This window comes from Niallia circulans, assembly GCF_003726095.1.
In the GTDB taxonomy this organism is placed as follows: Bacteria; Bacillota; Bacilli; order Bacillales; family Cytobacillaceae; genus Niallia; species Niallia circulans_A.
Genome location: NZ_CP026031.1, coordinates 1518083 through 1537888, shown reverse-complemented (window position 1 = coordinate 1537888; position 19806 = coordinate 1518083). Strand labels below are relative to the sequence as shown.

Genomic DNA, 19806 nt, shown 5'->3' with positions numbered 1-19806 from the left:
GGAAAAGGAGTTAATTACATGGAAAGATTAGAGCCAGTAGAAGCAGCCCGCCTTTTTATAGATACATATTATGCAAACTGTAATGCTGCTGTTTTAGCCGGAAGTGTAGTAAGGGGACAAGCAACAGCTACTTCCGATCTTGATATTGTCATTTTTGATGAAAAGATCGTCTCCTCTTATAGAGAGTCTATGATGGAATTTGGTTGGCCAATTGAAGTATTTGTACATAATTTATCTTCCTATAAAGATTTCTTCTTAATGGACTATAATATAGCCAAACCTTCTATGCAGCGAATGGTTACAGAAGGAATCATATTAAGAGACGACGGAGCTTTGCAAGCAATCAAACAAGAAGCAAAACAAATGCTGGCAGAGGGACCGAAAGAATGGTCAGAGGAAACAATTCGTACGAAGCGTTACTTTATAACAGACGTGCTAGACGATTTGATAGGAGCGGACAATAAACAAGAGGAAATTTTCATTGCAAGTACATTAAGCTTTCTTCTCCATGAATTTGTTTTAAGAGTAAATAAGCAATGGATTGGCACATCGAAATGGATGGTCAGGGCTTTACGACAATATGATTCTCTATTTGCAGATGAGTTTATTGAAGCATTTGATTGCTTTTATAGAACCAGAGAAAAAGATAAAATTATAGAAATTACGGAAAAAGTATTAAAGCCATATGGAGGCAAGCTGTTTGCGGGATTTTCACTTGGTAAGGAAACATAAAACCTAATTTGTACCTTCGCTAGTCTCCTGGTTTTTATATATGATTTATTCTTTGCCGTATTTTCATAGTATCTAAGGAGATAAATGACTTATTGACCATTATTTACCATTATTTTTTCTAATCATAAATGATTAGATTTACGATATGTTTTATTTGGCTAGACTATTATAAAATTAATAGGACGAAGATCTGGGAGGGAAAAGGAAGATGACTATAATTGGTGTGCATCATGTGCAAATAACCATTCCTAAAGGAATGGAACAAAAGGCTAAGGATTTTTATTGTGGCGAGCTAGGTATAAAAGAAATAGCGAAGCCTGCATCCTTACAAGGAAGAGGGGGTTTTTGGCTATCTCTAGGAAATATGGATGTACATGTTGGAACAGAAGAAGGATTTGATCGTTATTCAACTAAGTCCCACCTTGCTTACCAAGTAGATAGTATGTTGGATTGGAAAAATAAACTGAATGATCTAGGAGTAGAAATAACTGATTCTATTCCTATTGAAGGCTATGAACGGTTTGAGTTTCGTGACCCATTTGGAAATCGCGTGGAGATTATCGAAAAAAAGATATCGGAATAATTAATAGGCTAAACTAGTAGTAAAATGCGAAAAGGAGTAAGCGGATGAAAGAAGGATATATAGAGGTTACAGGAGGAAAAGTATGGTATATCATACATAATGAGACAGCAGAAGGGACTCCACTGCTTATTTTACATGGAGGACCAGGTTCTAGCTCATACTCTTTACAGGGGTTAAAGGACTTGGCAACCGATCGACCAGTCATATTATATGATCAGTTAGGCTGTGGAAAGTCAGATCGACCAGATGATGATTCCCTATGGACATTAGACAGGTTTGTCGAAGAAGTCGCGCAAGTTCGTAAAGGATTAGAATTGAAAAAAGTCCATATTCTTGGCCATTCATGGGGCACAACTCTTGCCGCTGCTTCTTATTTTAATAATCGAGAAGGAATTAGCAGCATTATTTTCTCCAGTCCGTGTTTAAGTGCACCATTGTGGGAAAAAGATCAAAAGAAAAATTTAGCTTTATTACCACTAGAGGTGCAAGAAACGATCAGAAGCTGTGAAGAAAACGGAACGACAGATACACCTGCTTTTCAACAAGCGATTGAAGTGTTTAATGATCATTTTGTGTGTAGATTAAAGCCTTATCCAGAACATTTAAAACAAGGAAAGCACTTTAGAAATCCACATGTGTATCAAATAATGTGGGGACCTTCAGAATTTACTGTACAAGGGAACTTAAAAACATTTGATTGTACGGAACAGTTAGCAGAAATTTCTATACCAACATTGTATACATGTGGGCGCTATGATGAAGCAACACCAGCATCAACAGAATATTATAGTAGCAGAACTCCACATGCATCTTTTCATGTATTTGAAGAAAGTGCCCATATGGCCTATATAGAAGAACCTGAGCAGTATAGACAGGTAATGAATGAATTTTTAGCGCCATTAGACAAGTTATAAAGCGGTGCGAGGAAGCTGAAAGGTCGAACAGATCTTTTGGCTTTTGTTATACCATAAGAAAAAAAAGCTAAAAATCTACTTTCTCTTTCTGTTTTTAGGTGATTATTGGTATACTACTGAATAGAGGTTCTACATCTAAAAAGATGTAAAAACGATTTTAAAAGTAAAATGAGGGACAATGCGTGGAAAAAAAATCATCAAGAAAGCTTGCAAGGTATTCACTTCTTATTATGGGATTGGGGTTTATCCTGACATTTCCATTTCAAGATAATAGTTGGATACATTTAATTCATGGCGGTTTTGAGGCTGGACTTGTCGGTGGTCTAGCAGACTGGTTTGCCGTTACAGCACTATTTAGACATCCTTTAGGTTTGCCAATCCCACATACTGGTTTATTACCTAAAAATAGGGATAGGATGGTAAATGGGCTAGTGACTGTTTTGAAAAAGGATTGGTTATCAAAGGAAAGTATCCAGGATAAAGTGAAGAATATTCCTTTTACCGAAAAAATCACTGCCGCCATCAAAACAAGAATAGAAACAGAGCCAGTAAAGAAAGCAATGATAAAAGCTACACAGCAAGCAATTAGAAATATAGACGTCGAAAAAATAACTCCATTCGTGCGTAAGCAAATGTCAGCAGCTTTATCAGATGTACAAATAAGTAATATTCTACAGCTGCTTACAAAGCAATTAATTTCAGAAGAAGTGGATAAGAAAGCATTGGATCATGTTCTAGTAAAAACGGAAGCTTGGCTGCGAAAAGAAGAAACAGCTCTAAAACTTGGTTCTGTTTCGATGAATGTGTTAAATAATGTTGAGGCAAGCGGCATGCTGCAATTTGCGTTAAAGACATTGCAGAATATTTTAACAGAAGAAAAGTTAGGGCAAATTGTCCAAAATCTTTGCTTAAGTGGAATGCGTAGTCTTCAAAAAGATGGGGAGCAAAACCGTGAAGCATTGGTTCACTACATTCGTAAGGAAATTGAAAGCCTTCCAGAAAACGAGAAAGTATTAGCAGGAATCTATACATGGAAAGATAAAGTCCTTGATTCGCTTGAGTCCAATCATACAATCTTAACAAGCCTCAAGCAAGCACAAGAGAAAGCAATCGAACTTCTTGAAAATGAGGAGTTTATGGAAACAAAAGCTCTTCCATTTATTCTTCAGCTAGTGGGAAAAATTGAAGAAAATGGCGAAAAGATTGATCCATGGATTATTCACCAAATTTCTCATTTTATTGAGAAAAACCATGATCAAATTGGCAATTTAGTAAAAGAAAATCTGGATAAGCTGGATAACGAAACACTTGTCGATATGATTGAGAATAATGTAGGCAAAGATTTGCAATGGATTCGGGTAAACGGAGCCGTATGCGGATTTATTATCGGTCTGTTTCTAAGTGGAATTCAGTTAGTGGCGAATATTTTATAAGAAGATAATAATTGAAAACGGCAAACAAAACCAATGCATAGTTTTGTTTGCCGTTTTAATTTGTTTAATAACGATTATATTCCAATTTAATAGGGGGGACGCTTTTGAAAGTTTGGTTTTGAGAAGCTTTCAGATGAGAAAAATAAGCTAAGACTCAATAAACCAGTAATTCCACCTATACATATAGATAATACGAGAAAATCCTGTATGCTGTCCTCCAAAAATCGCTACATCAAGAACGTACTGAAATAAACCGATAAGTCCCCCATTAACAGCACCAATCACGATTAGCATTAAGGCAAATTTCTGTAATACACACATCTTTTAACCTCCTATTTGTTAAGAAATTTACTAGTATGTTTATCCCTCTTTTATAAAAATAAAATACAAGAAATATTACCAGTTTTTGAGAAAAAGAACTATAATAAAAAAAGACTTAATTTTACAAAACATGTTTGGAGTTAAAAAAATGAAAGGGATACAAACACCGATTTGCAGTGCTGGGATAGCGGTTGTCTTTAGATAAAGTTCTATTATTGAAACGAGCAACTCCAGTATTTAAGATATGTGGTGTTGCATAGGGGGAAGCCTAGAACAGGGGGAAAAAGCTTAGGAAGCAGTTTAAGAGAGGTAAAGGAAGAAACAGGTATTACCAAGCTAGCCCTTTATAGTTCGAATACATTTGACCAAATATATTCGCCTGGAGAAAACTCCCTATATATTACCCCAGTATTTGTTAGCTTTATAGAGGAAAATCAAGATGTACGTTTAAATAATGAGCATAGTGGCTATAAATGGTTGTCTTTTGAAGAAGCAAAGGAATTCGTAACACTGCCAGGAAATAGAGGTTCTTACCTTTATCGAAAAGAACTTTATTAAGAAAAAAACTACGGAATGGTTACGTATTAGAGGGGAAAATGTGGGAGAGTAAAATGATAACATATATTTACATGGTAAGACACGGTGAATCGCCAAAAGCCCAAGGAACAGAACGAACAAGAGGGTTAACAGAAAAAGGAAAAGAGGATTCTGAACGTATAAGCAAAATGCTACAAAAGGAAGAAATTGATCTTTTTGTTTCCAGTCCTTATCAACGTGCTATCTTAACCATTAATGATTTAGCTGCAGCCTTGGGCAAAGAGGTGTTCATTATGGAAGATTTAAAAGAAAAAGTGTTTAGTCTAGATACTGTTCCATTAACTAATAATGAATTGTATCCATTTCTTAGTAAATCGTTTTCGAATCCAGATTATGCGTTAGCTGGAGCTGAGTCTAATAGAGTATGTCAAAAACGGGCAATAAAGGTTTTAAAACAGTTACTAACTACATATGCAGGAAAAAAGATCGCAATCGGAACCCACGGTGTAGTAATGACGTTAATGATGAGCTACTACGATAGGCGGTTTGATTTAGAATTTTTACTTCATACGACAAAGCCAGATATTTACCGAATGAAATTTATGAAAAATGAATTAGTAGAAGTGGAAAGATTGTGGGAGTGATTTTAAGGGGAGGACTTTCTTATGAATGAGCAAAGTGCGACTAATAAAGCGGCATGGGAATATCGTGCCTATGAATTTTGGATAAAGCGAGATGGCCGCCCAAAGGAAAAAGCGAAAGAAATAAGGAAAGACCCTCGAGCAAGTTTAAAAAAGCATCAAGCATTATTAGAGAATGTTGAGGGGAAAAAGATAGCAAATCTATGTGGATCAAATGGCAGGAAGGCAGTGCCATTAGCACTGTTAGGAGCTGATGTGACAGTCTTCGATATATCAAAGGAAAATGAACAATACGCGAACGAGCTAGCTTATTATGCTAATACTTCCATAAATTATGTGGTAGGAGATGTTTATGACATCGATTTACAAACATATGGAGAAACGTTTGACATTCTCTATTTGGAAGGGGGAGTACTCCATTATTTTCATGATTTAGATCAACTTATGTCCCTTTTATTTTCAATTTTAAAAAAGGATGGCACAATGATTCTAAGCGATTATCATCCTTTGCTGAAATGCTTGAATAAAGATTTCTCGGCGATGCACACTTATTTTGATACGGAAATACATTCAGGCGATATCGCATATAAACATTTTTTCCCTGAAGAAGAGCAAGATGGTTTTCACGATGTTTCTCTCCGCTTTTATACACTTAGCGAAATTCTTAATGCAGTTATTACGGCTAGGTTTACATTAGATCGATTTGAGGAACATCCTGGATGGAAAAAGGAGAATATTCCATGGGAATTTACGATTATTGCCAGGAAATGAATTGAGAAAATGATAATGAAATTTCACATGCTTATTTGATGGAAAGGGAACGATAGGATGAATCGCAAAATGAGGAAATCCCAAAATAATAAAGCTATTTATGGTGTTTGTGGGGGATTGCTGAGTTTTTTGGAATTACGCCACTAGGTACTCGCTTAATCTTTATAATCACTATGCCAGTATCCATTCTAATTTATATTATTTTAGTAAATAGTATGTCTGATTCCCCGAGAAGCTTGTAAATAAATTACTAGGAGATTTAGAAATGATTAATGCATTAAAGTCGGATTGTCAAAATTGCTTTGGATTATGTTGTGTAGCATTGCCATATGGAGAATCAGCAGATTTTCCCTTTAATAAAGAGAGCGGGATACCATGCAGAAATTTATGTTCAGACAATGCTTGTTCCATCCATGATAAATTGAGAAAAACAGGATTCCGCGGCTGTGTATCATATGAATGCTTCGGTGCAGGGCAGCATGTATCCCAAACCATTTATAAAGGGAAAGATTGGCGGAGTGGTAAGCATGCAGAAGAAATGTTCCTTATCTTTCCGCTTGTTCAACAACTACATGAAATGCTCTGGTATCTAAATCAAGCACTTACGTTAAAGGAAACTGCTTCTTTTCATGATAAACTTCAACTTATTTATGATGAAACCGTTGAACTAACGGAAAGAACACCGCAAGAGATTTTAACAATTGATCTTAATTCCCATCGAAGGAAAGTTAACGAGCTCTTAATTGCTGCAAGTATAAAGTATAGAGGGAGTAGGACGAATAAAGGGAAAAAGAGGTTGAAAAATAAATCGGACCTTATAGGGGCCGATTTAAAAGGATTAGATTTACAAGGAGAAAATTTTCGAGGCAAGCTGATGATTGCTGCAAATCTAAGTAATAGTGATTTGCGAGGAGCTGATTTTATTGGTGCGGATCTTCGAGACGCTGACTTAAGGGTAGCAAACCTGGAAGCTGCGCTCTTCCTTACACAATCGCAAATTAATTCCGCTATTGGCGATGTTCATACTAAAATACCAAACTATTTAGAAAGACCCAAACATTGGATAGAGAGAGAGATTTTGTGAATATTTATGGAGCTTTTTTATGGAATGCGCTCTTTCTTAACTGAAGTCCTAAACCGGCTTCAGATTTTTTCATTTAAAAGGAAAGGACAAATTTAGAAATGCATACATATTCATATAGCTACTAATTGTTAGATCATCCATAGAAAGAGGCGATATTACATGGTGAGACTAAATACTTTATATCAGCATAAAGTAAAGGGCTGGCAATCAAAGCAAGTTATTTATCAAATTCCTCCCTCCATTGGAGAAACAATTGTCATTGAAAAAGCTTATTACAAAATTGTGAATATCATCCATTACAGCGAGGAGGGCTCTTTAGAGGTAATAGCGGACACTGAATAATAACTTACAGAAAAAAGCTGTGAGATAGGTAGAAATATTTGTTGTTTCTTAAGACCAAATACCCATAGTTTCCATTATCCCAATTAAAGATGTCTAATTATCTTCATTTAAGCTATAATAGTAATAGACACACTCGAAAAGGAGAATGTATGAAAACAAAGGCTAAGATTAAAGGTGTAAAGTATAGCACAGATTACAAATTTCCAAGGTATAAAGTGAAGTTAGAAACACCTGAGGGGAAAGTATTAATCATTGCCTTCGATCATACTTTAGCTTCCAAAACAAAAGGGTATGTTCCATTAAATGTTAATTATGATGGAGAAGACATGGGGAATAAATTGTCATGGTATTCTAAAAAAATTGAAAATATGACCATTAATGACTTTTTAAGAATTTTAGCTGGTAAAATTGATAAGTTTTATAAAGTTAGTTAAGGAGACTCTCTGTTTGAGAGTTTTTTTTATTATTGCAAAGATAACGCTTACAAAAGAAGAGATGCTTCATATTATATATTAGATAATCGAATAGGATAGGAGCATGTATATGATATTCGAAGCGTTCCCATTGCTAGTGAAGTTTTTATTTTACCTAATATTTATTTTATCGACGAATCATACTTAACAGGAGCAATTTTCTATGTTTAAAGAAAATCTTGTTACTGAATACAAAATATTCAAATGCAAAATTATTTGCTGAATTCTAAACTGAATTTAGCTTTTTTTTATTAAGTAATCACGATATAAAGAGTACTATGATAACGGAAGAAAACTATTTACGCTTAAAAAGTGAATCCTATGGTATATCTATATCGTCTAACTTGCGAATCTATAAGGGGGGGAAGAAGTGATTTCGAAAAGACTAGAACATTCATTATTAAGAGAGCTAGAAGAGAATGAATTAGAAGAGCTGTTAGAAGAAATTATGATTTTGTATGGTGATGAACTGACAAGGTTGGCTTATACATATGTAAAAGATATAGAAACGGCAAAAGATATTGTGCAAACTGTTTTTATTAAGTGTTATACCCATTTAAAGACGTTTAAAGGAGAAGCAAAATTAAAAACATGGCTTTACCGAATTACAATCAATAAGTGTAAAGATCATATAAAAAGTGCCTATGCGAGGCGGTTTAGCTTATTTAAGAAAGATATAAATCATAAGAGCGCCACTATGCCGTCACCAGAAGAAGAAGTAATGATTCAAACGATGCAAGCAGAGCTAAAAAATATAATTTTAAGTCTTCCGCCAAAATATGCTGAAGTAATCCTTTTATACTACTATGAAGAGCTAGATATAAATGAAATTGCAGATATTCTCCAAATTTCTAAGAATACTGCGAAAACGAGACTGAGAAGAGGTAGAAAAAATCTATTGCCATTTCTACATAAGGAGGAATTCAGATGAAGAATGATTCCAAAGTTATAAAAGAGACACTAGGTGATGTTATGGAAGATGTAAACTTTTCTGAAAGTGATCGACAGAAAGTTATATTCGAAGTGAAAAAGTTGGAGAAAGAGAATGCCTCGCATCCTAATATACTCCTTTTATATAAAAAGCATATCGTAGCAACTATCACGTTTTGTTTATTTATCTCGATGCTGCTGACTTTTCCAAAATTGTCTCCAACTCTTGCAAACACACTTTCCTCTCTCCCTTTTATCGATTCAATTTTCAAAGCATATGGGGATGGAGGGTTAAAGAAAGGGAAGGAAAGCAAATTAGTATCAAATATTGTTGCCACATCGAAAAGTGATGAGGTAGAAATGACGATAGAGGAAGCAATTTATGACGGGGAAAGAATCTCCTTTAGTTATGTAGTGGAATCAAAGGAGCCAATAAGAGAGTATCAGATTGATAATTTTAATGTTTCCTTTAAGGAAGAGGCAAGCGCAGCTACAGGTAAGTTAACAGATGGGAATTATGAAATGGTGACTGCCAATAAAGTAGCTGGGATTGGAACAGTTATTTTTTTACAAAATGAGGAATTACCAAAGGAAATTGAAGTTCATCCCTATTATGCATTAGTAATAAACGGAAAGTATGAGATTTTTCAATTTGAATTTAAACTTAGCAAAACGGAAAACGTAAAAACGATTGCTCCGATGATTACGAGACAAAGCAATGAGAGTGAGTTTACTGTGAAGGAGATCAAAAGAACGCCAATCACTACTGTTGTTAATTTGAGCTTTAAAGGTCCGGTGACGAAATTCAAAGATAATATGATGATGTTTCGACTAATCACAAATGAAGGAGAAGTAATTCCTTGGATTTCCAATACCAATGGCTATGGTGGAATCACAATAAAGGGTAATTTAGAAGTAATGGATTCTATTCAAGAATCATTTGAAGGGTTAGAGAAAAAAAATACAGATTCGGTGACTATTCAACCAATAATCGCCAATAATAATCAGACTAATAGTCCAACTGAAAAACCATTTAGAGGAAAGGGGACTAAATTAGATTTAGACGATTTGGGAAAAATCAATATTATTGGCGTTAAGTATACGGGAAATGTAATGAAAATAACGTATGAATTAAATAGCCAATTTCCTTTTCTACATTCGAATTATTTTACATTAAAGGATCATTTGGGAAAAGTATATTATGGTGCTAATACATCCAAAACTTTTAAAGAAAAGGATCATTATATTATCGAAGAAGAATTTATGAATATTCCCAGACAAGGGCTAACGATTGAATATATGCAAGAAGAAGCTCCTCGAATATTAACAGATTTAGAAATTGAAGTTCCGTTAAAATAATCTTAGAATGAAAAAAATGGAATACTAATAAACTAGACCAAATTGCATAGGATTTGGTCTTTTCTGATTCCTATTGTAGATGAGTTTGCGAATAAAAAGAGATATTTTTAATGTAAGATTTATATTGCATTCTATCGTTGTATAATGTAAGATAAATCTAACAAATTGTTGAATATATATTTCATTGTGTAGGTGAGTATATGGCAAGTAAAATGAAACTAGCAAGAATAGAAAAAGGTTTAACACAAGAGCAGCTTGCAAAACGAGTGAATGCCACTAGGCAGACTATCGGGTTGATTGAAAAAGGAGAATACAATCCTAGTCTGAATTTATGTATTGCTATTGCTAAAGAATTAAATACAACATTAGATGATTTATTTTGGGAGGTCGAGTTGTCATGAGATCTTGGATATCTTTTTTATTACCTAATGATGAATATAAGGAAAAAAGGATTTTGTACTTTTTTTCAGAAGGAGCAATAATCCTTTTGCTTATCCTTGCAGGAATGCTTATTTTGAATAACTATGTTAATTTAGATGCTAAAACATCTCTATTACTACCTATTGCGATATTTCTCCTTTATGTGTTAGGGCGGTATATACTATCTGGTATTGAGTATGCAGATATTGCAACAGAAGATTCCTATAAGAAAGAATTAAGAAGTATTGTGATGAAAACAAGTAGTTTTGTTATTTTATTTTTCTTGTTTTATGCTATTTTTTTAGGTTTGCCAGCCAACATAAATGAATGGATGGAAACAATTGTGTTAATAGTGTTCGCAGGTTTGCTATGGTTTTTCGTTAACTACATTTCTTTAAAACGTTCTTATAACAAAAATAAGGATTTGCTATAAACAATTTATATGTTCATTTGTTAAATAATAAAATAAACAAAGATTATGAAGATAATAGAATCCAAGCATTCCTTGTTTGCTTTTTCGGTGCAAGAACACAATGTTTTTGCACCGCTTTTATTATATTGTCGCTATTACAACGCTTCAAACCATTTTCCAAATTTACGAATACAGGACTCTTCTTTCTTTTCTTCATATATATGGAAATCATCTTCCGTAAATTCAGCAAGTGTTTTATTAAAATGGTTGGGAATGAAAATATACCAGAGATCAGACCATTTATTATTATTATCTAAACCTCTTATTTCTTCAGCTATCGTTCCTTGTGATTTGCTCGCAAAGTACGTTATTTGTTCACCATCATAATAGGCCAAACACGATCTAAATTCGCAAGCACGGTTATTTTCCTCTTTTAGTAATTTTAATATACCAGTAATACCGATAGTATCTAACATATGGTTTACATATGCTCTAGGAAAACCGTTTAATTCTTCGATGAAAAAACCAGAATCTAAAGCAATGCATGGTCTCTTAACGATTTCATATGCTTGCAAGACTTTTTGTTTAGCAATCTCTTTAATATCGTCAGTACGTGGCTCGCTTAACTCTTCCTGTATAGGAGTCACTTTTATATTTTTTAATTCCTTTTCAGCAGATGCAACTTTTCCTTTGTTGGTTGTTACAAATATAATTTCCTTCATCAAAGTGTCTCCTTGTGTTCGTAAATTACTTAATGAATTTTCCTGTTCTTTTAATATAACAAAATTTATAGAGAAAAAGAGAATTTTAGCTGATCGGTAAATAACTTTTTTACATTTTCATATAATGATCATAAAGAAGGGAGAAGAATGAATCCGATTGTTGTTATGATAATAATAGGATTGACTGTTCTTATAGATTATTTTTGGCTTGATAGAAATAAAAGCAGATGGGGATGGATGAAAAACTGGTCTAGCTTTGGCAAGGGGCTATTCTTTTCAGTGTTTATTATCATTTCTATATTAATTTATGTTGGATTAAGTGCAGTATATTTTTAAGGATATTCGTTAAAAAATGAGATTAAAGAACAAATACCTATAGCAAAAGTGATGCATCTTAACCTTGTTTGTAGCTAGAATAACAAATGAATATGCGATATGATAGACTCAGGAATCAAAATGAGATTATTGGCAATAGAGTGTATGGTGGAGGATGAATATGGAAGTTTTTGCAGAGTTTTTAGCAGGGATTGATAATCCAGAGCATCGGGATCGAACAGAAGAGGTCTTGCATTGGGTAATGAAAAAATTCCCCAGTTTAGTGCCGAAAATTGCTTGGAATCAGCCGATGTTTACGGATCATGAAACATTCATAATTGGCTTTAGTATTGCAAAGCAGCATTTGGCAGTCGCACCTGAAAGAGCGGGAATCATCCAATTTTCAGATGAAATTGTACAAGCAGGCTATGATCATACGAAGCAGCTCGTACGAATAAAATGGAGCAATTCCGTTAATTTTTCTTTATTAGAAAAAATGATTGACTTTAATATTACTGATAAAGCAGATTGTAAGACATTTTGGAGAAAAGAGTAATAATAGAAGGGTGTACTTGTATGGCAAATAGAAAATTAAATCCACAGGTGGAGGAATTTTTAAGCAAAGATAGCCAGTGGCAGGAAGAATATGTGAAGCTACGACAGCTTGCTCTTGAGTGCGAAGAGCTGACGGAAGAATTTAAATGGATGCATCCATGCTACACTTATAAAAATAAAAACATTGTGCTCATTCATGGATTTAAAGAATATTGTGCTCTTTTATTTCATAAAGGTGCTCTCTTAAAGGATCCTCAAGGAATTCTAGTCCAACAAACAGAAAATGTCCAGGCAGCGCGGCAAATTCGCTTTAAGAACTTACAAGAAATAATGAAAAGGGAATCTGCCATAAAAGAATATATTCTTGAAGCAATTGCAGTGGAAAAATCAGGTTTGGAAGTGATGGTAAAAGAGCACAAAGAATACAGTATTCCTGAAGAACTTGAAAGGAAATTTGAAGAAATACCTGCATTAAAAACTGCTTTTGAAGGATTGACACCAGGGCGCCAAAGAGCTTACATTCTTCATTTTTCCCAGCCAAAGCAAGCAAAAACAAAAGTAACAAGGATTGAAAAGGCAATGGAGAGAATCCTAAATGGCAAGGGATTAAATGACTGCATTTGTGGCCTTTCCCAAAAAATGCCTAATTGTGATGGCTCACATAAATTTGCCGGCAAAAAATAGTCGCAAAGGGACTGTATTAATGTTTCTGAAAGGAAGCTGAGAACTGTCTTTTTTGTTTTATTTGAAAAAGAAGGAATTTTCTGTCTAAACATAGAATTATTCATAAAAATATGTTTAGAGAGGTGTAAGAATGGACCAAATTAGTTGTATTTCCTACATATTGCATCAGTCTCGCGAAGAAAACATACAAAAAATAGCAATTGATCTATTAATTGGAGACATTTCGTTAAAAGAAGCAGAAAAAATTTCTCCTAAAGTGAAGAAAGAGCTGAAGAAGGCAGAAGCATTGTATAAAAGCCATCGAGTTGATTTAAAGGCGGTTTCCGTATTTGTACAAGACTTTATGTTTGTAACAGGATAGTTTATTGATAAATAAGTCTATTGTTAAAGTATTTCTTTCCATAAGAGATACTTTTTATTTTACTCTGTTTTTTTATAAACAATAAAAAACAAATAATTATTAATAAAAATTTATTGTAAAACGATAAATTATATGGTAATTTAAAATAGAAATAAATTAGTGAGGTGTTTTTGATGAAACAAGTATCAACGCTCTTTTTAAAGATTGCTGTTATTCTTATTGGCGTACCTATTCTGGCCTTATGTATCTTCTTAGTACCAGAAATCGGAAATTTTGCTGCTGAGTTGTATCCAAATAATGCTTATTTAAAATATCTGATAATGTTTGATTTTTATGCAGCAGCAATTCCTTTCTACTATGCATTATATCAAGCATTTAAACTGTTAAACTATATTGATAAGAATGAAGCATTCTCGGAGTTATCCGTTAATGCACTAAAGAAAATAAAAAACTGTGCTCTTTCTATAAGCGCGATTTTTGTGTTGGGATTGCCGCTATTCTACCTTTTAGCAGAAAGGGATGATGCGCCAGGAATTATTTTAATTGGACTTGTTCTGATTTTTGCTTCGATGGTCATTGCCGTTTTTGCAGCAGTGCTTCAAAAGCTATTAAAAGAGGCAATTGATATAAAATCAGAAAACGACTTAATCGTCTGAGGTGATACAAATGGCAATTATAATAAATATTGATGTAATGTTAGCAAAAAGAAAAATGAGTGTAACAGAATTATCGGAAAAGGTTGGAATAACAATGGCTAATCTTTCTATTTTGAAAAATGGAAAGGCAAAAGCAATCCGTATTTCAACATTGGAAGCAATTTGCAAAGCATTGGATTGCCAGCCAGGCGATATACTGGAATATAGAAATGAAGAGGAAATCTAGTGATAAGAGCATTAAAGCAGCTTATTTGTTTCGGGTGGCAACAAGCTTTAGCTTGTGTTTTTCCTATAGCTATTTTTGCATCACTGGCAATGACAAAAATGATAGAACTTCCCTTGTTACCAAGATACGATTGGCTGCTTCTTATCTGTCTTTTTATGCAGTGGGTGATGGTCCGTACTGGTTTGGAAACGATTGATGAGTTAAAGGTTATAACCGTTTTACATTTGATTGGACTTGCCCTTGAGCTTTTCAAGGTTCATATGGGTTCATGGTCTTATCCAGAAGCGGGCTTTACAAAAATTTTTGGCGTCCCTCTCTATAGTGGCTTTATGTACGCAAGTGTTGCGAGTTTTTTATGTCAGGCATGGCGGAGGTTAAAGGTAGAGCTAGTAAATTGGCCATCTTTTTTAGTTGTTGTGCCACTTGCTGCTGCTATATATTTGAACTTTTTCACCCACCATTTTTGGATAGATATTCGTTGGTATTTATCTGGATTAGTCATAATCGTATTTTGGAAATCCTGGGTATTTTACAAGGTAAATGGCATTAAATATCGAATGCCGCTAGCACTCTCTTTTGTACTGATTGGATTTTTTATTTGGATAGCGGAAAACATTGCAACTTATTTTAGTGCATGGGAATATCCCAATCAAAAAGATGCTTGGAGCCTTGTTCATGTTGGGAAAGTGAGTTCATGGCTATTATTGGTGATAGTTAGCTTTCTTATTGTGGCAACTTTGAAGCTGGTTAAGGGGAAAAAAACCAGCTTAAATAATGATGGGAAATAAAAAGCGTAAACAGATAGCTCCTTGATGTGAATGAAGTCTTGGAGCTATTATTAAATTTATTTTAGTCTTCCTCATCAGCTTCATTCGAGTACACTTCTTTTCCTACTCGGATCCATTTCATCATATTTTGTTTATCTGGATAAGTTTCCTCTAAGTAATTGTATTTTCTAAAAAGGCTTGTCCCTTTTTCGTTAATCTAGCTGGCTTTAGGGAGAAAAAGGTATCGATTCTAAGTACTCTTTCAATAAATCCTTCATTTTCTAAAAAAAGGATGAAATTTTCAAATTGCCGCTGTTGCATATCATAATCTTTTGCTGTTGGTAAAGCAATGCCCTTATGTATCTCTCTTAGAACGCTGTAGGCAGCCCTCATTTAGAAACTCCTTTTTTCTTTATTTTAAACTTTCACATTTAAATCATTTCGAGTAATCGCATAGATAAAACTACAAATACTACCAATAAAATCTATCATTATGGCAAACAATTGATTATGTCCTTCTATTTTAAAACAAAGCTCCATTATCATGGTCTGGATTAAAATAATGAAAAGTCCACTAATAGACTGAAAAATAAGAGCTTCAAAAAGTTCATCTATCTTATTTTCTATTAAAAATAAGATAGCATAAAGAAATAGATAACAAAAAAGCTCGCGAAAAAACCTTTTATCACATTTATCATAAAAAAATCCTCTAATTTATTTTTGAACTATTCGATATTTTACCAAAGAACAGAGCTAATATGTTTTAAAACCAATAAAATAATAAATCCATCTCATCCTTATAAGGGTCAAGGATTGCAGGATTTCAAAAAATATACTAAGGAGGATAGAATCTGGTTTTAGAAAATTTAGTAGGAAAAAGCAAAACTAGCCTTTGAGGGAGTCAAGTCTTTCAGGATTTAAAATTATCAGAGACAGCATTTGAATGAAGAGTTATTTAGGAAAATAAAGGAATATAAGTAGGTCTTTGGTATTTAGCTATTTTTCACCTTATCATTTCCCATTCCCTCATTTATAATATATGTATGTAAAATATTTACATGATAGGGAGGGAGCCATTTGAATGATAGAAAACAGTTAAAGGCGTTGGCAATGAAAAAAATAGCTCAGCTCATGAATTCTTTATCTGATGAATCAAAGGATAAATATCGTACGGCAATCCATGCGTTTGCTGACTTATATTTGGAGGACGAGCTCGTCTTTCGGGAACTCTATTTTGCTTATAAGCAAGGACTCCGTTCCTATGATATAAAGAGTACCAACCAGGAGGCCATTTATTATAGAAAAGAGGATAAGGAGCATGTGATTCAGTTTAGACAGTCCCATTATCGTTTACAGGACCATCTTTTCTTCCCCTTCGTTACTTCCTGCATAGAAATAATGAGAGAAGTGCTGCCATTAGGGTCAGTTGTGGAACTGAATCCACTTTACTTTCTGCCAGAACAGCAAACTTCTTCAGCAGCCAAAATTGTCATCACTAAACGTTATACCGTTCCAACAGGCTATCAAACGTTTTTTCCGTACGGCGGTGTGGTTTATCCTGTAGGAGAAATGAAGAAAGATGCTATCCTTTATTTCACAGAGCCTTTGATTACAAATGTCATCCACAAGGGTTTTAAAGATGAGATGGAAGAAGCATTTGAACTGCTTATGAAAGAAGAGCTAGTTGTAGAAAAAAAGATGACATCAATTGAGTTTTCCGCACAGGACATGCAATCGTTACAAGTGGAAATGGAAAGAGCTGGTGAAAGATAATGGCAAACTATACGTCAAGCTTTTCCTCTAGCTTAGTATCAAATATGATCTCTTTTTTGGAAGATGCCAAAGAGGGCATACAGAAAAATTTTGAGCAAATGGACTTAGAAAATGCCTCTGTCGAAGAAGAGATGCGGGAAAAAATAGAAGAAATGATTAGAGAACTGAATCGACTGATTGTCGCTATTGAATCCGTTCCTTTTAGATGAGAAAATAGGAGAGAGGAGTTTACCATTGGGAACCGCACAGATAAAGATGGATATCCGTGAGTTACAGGCAACTTTACAAACCCTGCAATCCAGTATCGATGAGTTTAGTAGTTACACAGACACCTTTCGTACAGGCACAAGAAATCAGTTGAAAAACTTTCATTCTGATTTCATCGATAAAGTGGATGCTATTCTGGATCATATGAATAATGATGTAAATAAAGAGTTAGTAAAAAATATGCATGCTGTCTATACAGCCGGTAAAAGTATATTGGAAGAAATGACAAAGGCAGACGAAGAAATCGGCAAGGACATTCGGAGCGGTCAGTCATGAAACGGGACTTAAAAATTAACTATGGGATTCTGGATCAGATTATTGAACAGCTTCATACATATAAGCGGGCCCTTCATCAGATGCAGACTTCTCTAAATACGATAGCTGGCTATACAGAGAGGAACGCGGGAAAGAGTCTGGAAGCCTGGGAAGATCTTATGCAGGAATCCAAGAAAAATATCCAAAGCTACCAGACGCAAATAGAGGATTTATTAACATTGTTTGAAAACTATGTGGCTGATACAACGGCCTATATTACCCCTATTTCCAGAAACAGCATGATGAGAGTCGATCGGAACGATATTTGGGGGAATCTCACCCAAATTGAATGGGGAGTAACCTATAGACTTAGCCGTGCCATTCAGGAAACGTATCGGTCCCCCAGCCTTCTATTTAGTCTGTTTGACGATACAGATCTGGAAGAAAGAGAGCGAAGCAGATATAATAAACAACAGCTGGAAAGCATTCGAAATAACATGGAATCTGTTCAATCCAGGTTAAAAAATAAAATGGAAGAGCTGTGGGATCTCTATGAATCAAAAGTAAAAAAGTATGAAAATACAGATGATGAATATGCAAACAAGGCCTCTCAGGTCAAGGATCGCTATACAACTTTCTCTGAAAAGGTAAGCGATGTGATTTCTGTAACAGCAGAGGGAGCTTGGGATTTTGTAAAGGGGCTCGCAGTAGCGATTTATGAGATAGCCAAAGGCCTTATTACGCTTGTGGTCGATGCTGGAATCGTGGCCGCATCAGGAATCATTCCAGATTCTATAGAGCCAGATTTTCTAAAAAAAGCTTCTACGAAAAGGATAGAGAGTGCTACAGAAACACTCGATGCGGTTATCCACGACCCCGTAATTGTCCTTGAATCGATGGCGCAGTCTATAACAGACACCGCCGAAAAAGAAGGGATCATGTATGTATCGGGAAGTGCAGCCACTTCCTTCCTCCCATATGTCGGCCAAGCAAAATACCTTAAGCTGTTAAAAGTGGAAAAAAGTAAAAATAAAACCAACGGAATCCGTTCAGCCATTTCACAAAAAACAACAGAATCGCTCCAACGGATCGATGGAAGCAAGAAAGAGAACAGCCTATGGCCTAATGGCATAAAAAATAGTGGAAAACAATATGTCCAAGAAGTCACCCACTTCTTTAGACAAAACTTTATGCCCCATCCGTCCTTCCAACTAAGTACAGCGAATCAGGCTCCTGTCAATGTGTGGAGCAGAGCCACAATAGAAAAGCGGATGGATTCCATCGTTCCGGTCTCTTTGAGGAAAGTGGAAGGGAAGGGGACTACTAAGGGTATAGGAAAAGGAGAACAAGTATTAGATAAGGTCAAAACATATGAACAAGCTAGAAACAAGGCACTTGACCTAGTTGGAGATTTAGGACCAAACTCACAGCCATACACAGGTACGCTTAAGTCAAGTGTTGGATATGGTCAAGTTGTTGGTAGGCAGTCTGCTGACGGAAAAGTAAGATGGAGATTAGATTATGACCCTAATAAGGGGACACATATAAATATTGAGGATTTTCGTAATGGTAAAGGGGCTAATGCCCGAAAAATCGCTATCCCATTTGAGGGTAACGAAAGCACCTTTAAATCTTTATTAAAACAATTAAATAGATAAGGGGATTTTAGATGAGTTTATTTGATGAGTGTATTGAAGCACTGGATGAGGATGTACATGTCTTATCTGATAATAATAGAGAGCAAATATTAAGCAATTTTGAAAGTTCTTTTCCATTTGCTGAGTGGGGGCGTATTGAATGGGAGAAAGTGTCTAATCATGCTGCAGTGGATACAGTCGATGAGATAATCTCCTTTTTACACCAAAACATAGATGAATACAGTAATGTTGTTTATATAATTTGGGATGAAGGGACGTTACCAATTATCCAATCTACTTTAGATAAAGTATTTAAAGTTATAGATGATGTTACTGCTGTAAGTTTTGATACATGGATATTTTCACCATCTGCAGGATATGTTATTGAAATATTTCATGATGGTGAAGTAAAAGTAGGATTAAAGTAGAATGGATTTAACCCTCAAAAGAGAATTAATGTTACTCATTTGAGGGTTTTTTTAGTGACGGAGTGCCGAATTAACTGCTTTTTATTCAGAGGATTGAAATAACTCTTGTAAGCCGTATATTATATTTTATTGATTTACATTGACGTACAATTGCTTTAAAATGTGTACCTTATCTAAAGTATTTTATATCCTATAAATAACCTATAAA

General features: G+C 34.7%; 29 protein-coding genes and 1 pseudogene. 27 read left to right on the top strand and 3 right to left on the bottom strand.

Going from position 1 to position 19806, the window contains the following annotated elements; translation table 11 throughout:
• The first annotated feature begins 18 nt into the window (after nucleotides 1-18).
• The 4 genes from C2I06_RS07280 to C2I06_RS07265 all read left to right on the top strand — a co-directional run bounded on the left by C2I06_RS07280 (nucleotide 19) and on the right by C2I06_RS07265 (nucleotide 3662).
• Nucleotides 19-732, top strand: a complete 714-nt coding sequence (locus C2I06_RS07280; protein ID WP_123257779.1) for a nucleotidyltransferase domain-containing protein — start codon at nucleotides 19-21, stop codon at nucleotides 730-732.
• A gap of 208 nt (nucleotides 733-940) precedes the next feature.
• Complete coding sequence (locus C2I06_RS07275; protein WP_123257778.1) at nucleotides 941-1315, top strand: VOC family protein; 375 nt, start codon at nucleotides 941-943, stop codon at nucleotides 1313-1315.
• Nucleotides 1316-1359: 44 nt separating this feature from the next.
• A complete protein-coding gene (locus tag C2I06_RS07270) occupies nucleotides 1360-2229 on the top strand; it encodes a proline iminopeptidase-family hydrolase (protein ID WP_095333788.1) in 870 nt (289 codons plus the stop codon).
• A gap of 182 nt (nucleotides 2230-2411) precedes the next feature.
• The gene (locus C2I06_RS07265) at nucleotides 2412-3662 is read left to right on the top strand and encodes a DUF445 domain-containing protein (protein WP_095333790.1); all 1251 of its coding nucleotides are present in this window, start codon (nucleotides 2412-2414) and stop codon (nucleotides 3660-3662) included.
• Between the two features lie 86 nt (nucleotides 3663-3748).
• Here the strand turns inward: C2I06_RS07265 and C2I06_RS07260 are convergent.
• A pseudogene (locus C2I06_RS07260) lies at nucleotides 3749-3983 on the bottom strand (DUF378 domain-containing protein).
• A 252-nt stretch (nucleotides 3984-4235) separates the two neighbouring features.
• Between C2I06_RS07260 and C2I06_RS07255 the strand changes: the two are divergent.
• The 11 genes from C2I06_RS07255 (at nucleotide 4236) to C2I06_RS07205 (ending at nucleotide 10973) form a co-directional block, all read left to right on the top strand.
• A complete protein-coding gene (locus C2I06_RS07255) occupies nucleotides 4236-4541 on the top strand; it encodes an NUDIX domain-containing protein (protein ID WP_163188601.1) in 306 nt (101 codons plus the stop codon).
• Between the two features lie 53 nt (nucleotides 4542-4594).
• Nucleotides 4595-5164: a histidine phosphatase family protein gene (locus C2I06_RS07250; RefSeq protein ID WP_095333796.1), complete on the top strand. Its 570-nt coding sequence runs from the start codon at nucleotides 4595-4597 to the stop codon at nucleotides 5162-5164.
• Between the two features lie 21 nt (nucleotides 5165-5185).
• Nucleotides 5186-5932: a class I SAM-dependent methyltransferase gene (locus C2I06_RS07245; RefSeq protein WP_123257777.1), complete on the top strand. Its 747-nt coding sequence runs from the start codon at nucleotides 5186-5188 to the stop codon at nucleotides 5930-5932.
• Nucleotides 5933-6039: 107 nt separating this feature from the next.
• Nucleotides 6040-6174 (top strand): PspC domain-containing protein, encoded by a 135-nt coding sequence (locus C2I06_RS07240; RefSeq protein ID WP_338134273.1) that lies wholly within the window; start codon nucleotides 6040-6042, stop codon nucleotides 6172-6174.
• 23 nt (nucleotides 6175-6197) lie between these two features.
• Nucleotides 6198-7016: a pentapeptide repeat-containing protein gene (locus C2I06_RS07235; protein WP_123257776.1), complete on the top strand. Its 819-nt coding sequence runs from the start codon at nucleotides 6198-6200 to the stop codon at nucleotides 7014-7016.
• Nucleotides 7017-7175: 159 nt separating this feature from the next.
• The gene (locus tag C2I06_RS07230) at nucleotides 7176-7358 is read left to right on the top strand and encodes a hypothetical protein (protein ID WP_095333804.1); all 183 of its coding nucleotides are present in this window, start codon (nucleotides 7176-7178) and stop codon (nucleotides 7356-7358) included.
• Between the two features lie 149 nt (nucleotides 7359-7507).
• Nucleotides 7508-7792 carry a 4a-hydroxytetrahydrobiopterin dehydratase family protein gene (locus C2I06_RS07225; RefSeq protein ID WP_047940534.1) on the top strand — a complete coding sequence of 95 codons (285 nt, stop codon included), beginning with the start codon at nucleotides 7508-7510 and terminating at the stop codon, nucleotides 7790-7792.
• A 409-nt stretch (nucleotides 7793-8201) separates the two neighbouring features.
• Nucleotides 8202-8762: a sigma-70 family RNA polymerase sigma factor gene (locus C2I06_RS07220; protein ID WP_249928288.1), complete on the top strand. Its 561-nt coding sequence runs from the start codon at nucleotides 8202-8204 to the stop codon at nucleotides 8760-8762.
• On the top strand, nucleotides 8759-10120 hold the full coding sequence (locus tag C2I06_RS07215; RefSeq protein WP_123257775.1) for a DUF4179 domain-containing protein: 1362 nt from the start codon (nucleotides 8759-8761) through the stop codon (nucleotides 10118-10120). Before C2I06_RS07220 ends, C2I06_RS07215 begins: the two co-directional genes overlap by 4 nt.
• A 200-nt stretch (nucleotides 10121-10320) precedes the next feature.
• Nucleotides 10321-10521, top strand: coding sequence for a helix-turn-helix transcriptional regulator (locus C2I06_RS07210; protein WP_047940535.1), 201 nt, complete (start codon nucleotides 10321-10323; stop codon nucleotides 10519-10521).
• Nucleotides 10518-10973 carry a DUF3278 domain-containing protein gene (locus tag C2I06_RS07205; RefSeq protein WP_123257774.1) on the top strand — a complete coding sequence of 152 codons (456 nt, stop codon included), beginning with the start codon at nucleotides 10518-10520 and terminating at the stop codon, nucleotides 10971-10973. Before C2I06_RS07210 ends, C2I06_RS07205 begins: the two co-directional genes overlap by 4 nt.
• A gap of 134 nt (nucleotides 10974-11107) precedes the next feature.
• On the opposite strand, the gene C2I06_RS07200 is transcribed toward C2I06_RS07205, so the two are convergent.
• Nucleotides 11108-11674, bottom strand: coding sequence for a non-canonical purine NTP pyrophosphatase (locus C2I06_RS07200; RefSeq protein ID WP_123257773.1), 567 nt, complete (start codon nucleotides 11672-11674; stop codon nucleotides 11108-11110).
• Nucleotides 11675-11821: 147 nt separating this feature from the next.
• Between C2I06_RS07200 and C2I06_RS07195 the strand changes: the two genes are divergently transcribed.
• From C2I06_RS07195 to C2I06_RS07165, 7 genes are all read left to right on the top strand, one after another.
• Complete coding sequence (locus C2I06_RS07195; protein ID WP_123257772.1) at nucleotides 11822-12010, top strand: hypothetical protein; 189 nt, start codon at nucleotides 11822-11824, stop codon at nucleotides 12008-12010.
• A gap of 160 nt (nucleotides 12011-12170) precedes the next feature.
• Nucleotides 12171-12545: an iron chaperone gene (locus C2I06_RS07190; protein WP_123257771.1), complete on the top strand. Its 375-nt coding sequence runs from the start codon at nucleotides 12171-12173 to the stop codon at nucleotides 12543-12545.
• A 20-nt stretch (nucleotides 12546-12565) separates the two neighbouring features.
• A complete protein-coding gene (locus C2I06_RS07185; RefSeq protein ID WP_095333813.1) occupies nucleotides 12566-13228 on the top strand; it encodes a DUF1801 domain-containing protein in 663 nt (220 codons plus the stop codon).
• A 130-nt stretch (nucleotides 13229-13358) separates the two neighbouring features.
• Nucleotides 13359-13589: a hypothetical protein gene (locus C2I06_RS07180; protein ID WP_095333815.1), complete on the top strand. Its 231-nt coding sequence runs from the start codon at nucleotides 13359-13361 to the stop codon at nucleotides 13587-13589.
• A 173-nt stretch (nucleotides 13590-13762) separates the two neighbouring features.
• Complete coding sequence (locus C2I06_RS07175; protein ID WP_095333816.1) at nucleotides 13763-14245, top strand: DUF2975 domain-containing protein; 483 nt, start codon at nucleotides 13763-13765, stop codon at nucleotides 14243-14245.
• A gap of 10 nt (nucleotides 14246-14255) precedes the next feature.
• Nucleotides 14256-14471, top strand: a complete 216-nt coding sequence (locus tag C2I06_RS07170) for a helix-turn-helix domain-containing protein (protein WP_047940541.1) — start codon at nucleotides 14256-14258, stop codon at nucleotides 14469-14471.
• A gap of 2 nt (nucleotides 14472-14473) precedes the next feature.
• A complete protein-coding gene (locus tag C2I06_RS07165; RefSeq protein ID WP_123259129.1) occupies nucleotides 14474-15259 on the top strand; it encodes a DUF817 domain-containing protein in 786 nt (261 codons plus the stop codon).
• Nucleotides 15260-15409: 150 nt separating this feature from the next.
• On the opposite strand, the gene C2I06_RS07160 is transcribed toward C2I06_RS07165, so the two are convergent.
• Nucleotides 15410-15631: a hypothetical protein gene (locus C2I06_RS07160; protein WP_123257770.1), complete on the bottom strand. Its 222-nt coding sequence runs from the start codon at nucleotides 15629-15631 to the stop codon at nucleotides 15410-15412.
• Nucleotides 15632-16315: 684 nt separating this feature from the next.
• Between C2I06_RS07160 and C2I06_RS07155 the strand changes: the two genes are divergently transcribed.
• The 5 genes from C2I06_RS07155 to C2I06_RS07135 are packed head-to-tail and all read left to right on the top strand — an operon-like array spanning nucleotide 16316 to nucleotide 19598.
• Entirely contained in the window at nucleotides 16316-17011 is a 696-nt protein-coding gene (locus tag C2I06_RS07155; protein WP_123257769.1) for a DUF4176 domain-containing protein, read from the top strand.
• A complete protein-coding gene (locus C2I06_RS07150; protein WP_095334370.1) occupies nucleotides 17011-17220 on the top strand; it encodes a hypothetical protein in 210 nt (69 codons plus the stop codon). The genes C2I06_RS07155 and C2I06_RS07150 overlap by 1 nt, the downstream gene beginning before the upstream one ends.
• Before the next feature lie 25 nt (nucleotides 17221-17245).
• Nucleotides 17246-17554 carry a hypothetical protein gene (locus C2I06_RS07145; RefSeq protein ID WP_123257768.1) on the top strand — a complete coding sequence of 103 codons (309 nt, stop codon included), beginning with the start codon at nucleotides 17246-17248 and terminating at the stop codon, nucleotides 17552-17554.
• On the top strand, nucleotides 17551-19191 hold the full coding sequence (locus tag C2I06_RS25480; protein ID WP_249928287.1) for a hypothetical protein: 1641 nt from the start codon (nucleotides 17551-17553) through the stop codon (nucleotides 19189-19191). The genes C2I06_RS07145 and C2I06_RS25480 overlap by 4 nt, the downstream gene beginning before the upstream one ends.
• A gap of 11 nt (nucleotides 19192-19202) precedes the next feature.
• A complete protein-coding gene (locus C2I06_RS07135) occupies nucleotides 19203-19598 on the top strand; it encodes a CDI toxin immunity protein (protein ID WP_095328973.1) in 396 nt (131 codons plus the stop codon).
• The last annotated feature ends 208 nt before the right edge of the window (nucleotides 19599-19806 follow it).

What these genes read in the sequence shown, in the direction of transcription:
- C2I06_RS07225 (WP_047940534.1), top strand. Translation starts at nt 7,508, where the DNA reads ATGAAAACAAAGGCTAAGATTAAAGGTGTAAAGTATAGCACAGATTAC.
- C2I06_RS07245 (WP_123257777.1), top strand. Translation starts at nt 5,186, where the DNA reads ATGAATGAGCAAAGTGCGACTAATAAAGCGGCATGGGAATATCGTGCC.
- C2I06_RS07185 (WP_095333813.1), top strand. Translation starts at nt 12,566, where the DNA reads ATGGCAAATAGAAAATTAAATCCACAGGTGGAGGAATTTTTAAGCAAA.
- C2I06_RS07180 (WP_095333815.1), top strand. Translation starts at nt 13,359, where the DNA reads ATGGACCAAATTAGTTGTATTTCCTACATATTGCATCAGTCTCGCGAA.
- C2I06_RS07170 (WP_047940541.1), top strand. Translation starts at nt 14,256, where the DNA reads ATGGCAATTATAATAAATATTGATGTAATGTTAGCAAAAAGAAAAATG.
- C2I06_RS07215 (WP_123257775.1), top strand. Translation starts at nt 8,759, where the DNA reads ATGAAGAATGATTCCAAAGTTATAAAAGAGACACTAGGTGATGTTATG.
- C2I06_RS07250 (WP_095333796.1), top strand. Translation starts at nt 4,595, where the DNA reads ATGATAACATATATTTACATGGTAAGACACGGTGAATCGCCAAAAGCC.
- C2I06_RS07270 (WP_095333788.1), top strand. Translation starts at nt 1,360, where the DNA reads ATGAAAGAAGGATATATAGAGGTTACAGGAGGAAAAGTATGGTATATC.
- C2I06_RS07230 (WP_095333804.1), top strand. Translation starts at nt 7,176, where the DNA reads ATGGTGAGACTAAATACTTTATATCAGCATAAAGTAAAGGGCTGGCAA.
- C2I06_RS07150 (WP_095334370.1), top strand. Translation starts at nt 17,011, where the DNA reads ATGGCAAACTATACGTCAAGCTTTTCCTCTAGCTTAGTATCAAATATG.
- C2I06_RS25480 (WP_249928287.1), top strand. Translation starts at nt 17,551, where the DNA reads ATGAAACGGGACTTAAAAATTAACTATGGGATTCTGGATCAGATTATT.
- C2I06_RS07135 (WP_095328973.1), top strand. Translation starts at nt 19,203, where the DNA reads ATGAGTTTATTTGATGAGTGTATTGAAGCACTGGATGAGGATGTACAT.
- C2I06_RS07235 (WP_123257776.1), top strand. Translation starts at nt 6,198, where the DNA reads ATGATTAATGCATTAAAGTCGGATTGTCAAAATTGCTTTGGATTATGT.
- C2I06_RS07160 (WP_123257770.1), bottom strand. Translation starts at nt 15,631, where the DNA reads ATGAGGGCTGCCTACAGCGTTCTAAGAGAGATACATAAGGGCATTGCT.
- C2I06_RS07175 (WP_095333816.1), top strand. Translation starts at nt 13,763, where the DNA reads ATGAAACAAGTATCAACGCTCTTTTTAAAGATTGCTGTTATTCTTATT.
- C2I06_RS07205 (WP_123257774.1), top strand. Translation starts at nt 10,518, where the DNA reads ATGAGATCTTGGATATCTTTTTTATTACCTAATGATGAATATAAGGAA.
- C2I06_RS07195 (WP_123257772.1), top strand. Translation starts at nt 11,822, where the DNA reads ATGAATCCGATTGTTGTTATGATAATAATAGGATTGACTGTTCTTATA.
- C2I06_RS07280 (WP_123257779.1), top strand. Translation starts at nt 19, where the DNA reads ATGGAAAGATTAGAGCCAGTAGAAGCAGCCCGCCTTTTTATAGATACA.
- C2I06_RS07275 (WP_123257778.1), top strand. Translation starts at nt 941, where the DNA reads ATGACTATAATTGGTGTGCATCATGTGCAAATAACCATTCCTAAAGGA.
- C2I06_RS07190 (WP_123257771.1), top strand. Translation starts at nt 12,171, where the DNA reads ATGGAAGTTTTTGCAGAGTTTTTAGCAGGGATTGATAATCCAGAGCAT.
- C2I06_RS07200 (WP_123257773.1), bottom strand. Translation starts at nt 11,674, where the DNA reads ATGAAGGAAATTATATTTGTAACAACCAACAAAGGAAAAGTTGCATCT.
- C2I06_RS07210 (WP_047940535.1), top strand. Translation starts at nt 10,321, where the DNA reads ATGGCAAGTAAAATGAAACTAGCAAGAATAGAAAAAGGTTTAACACAA.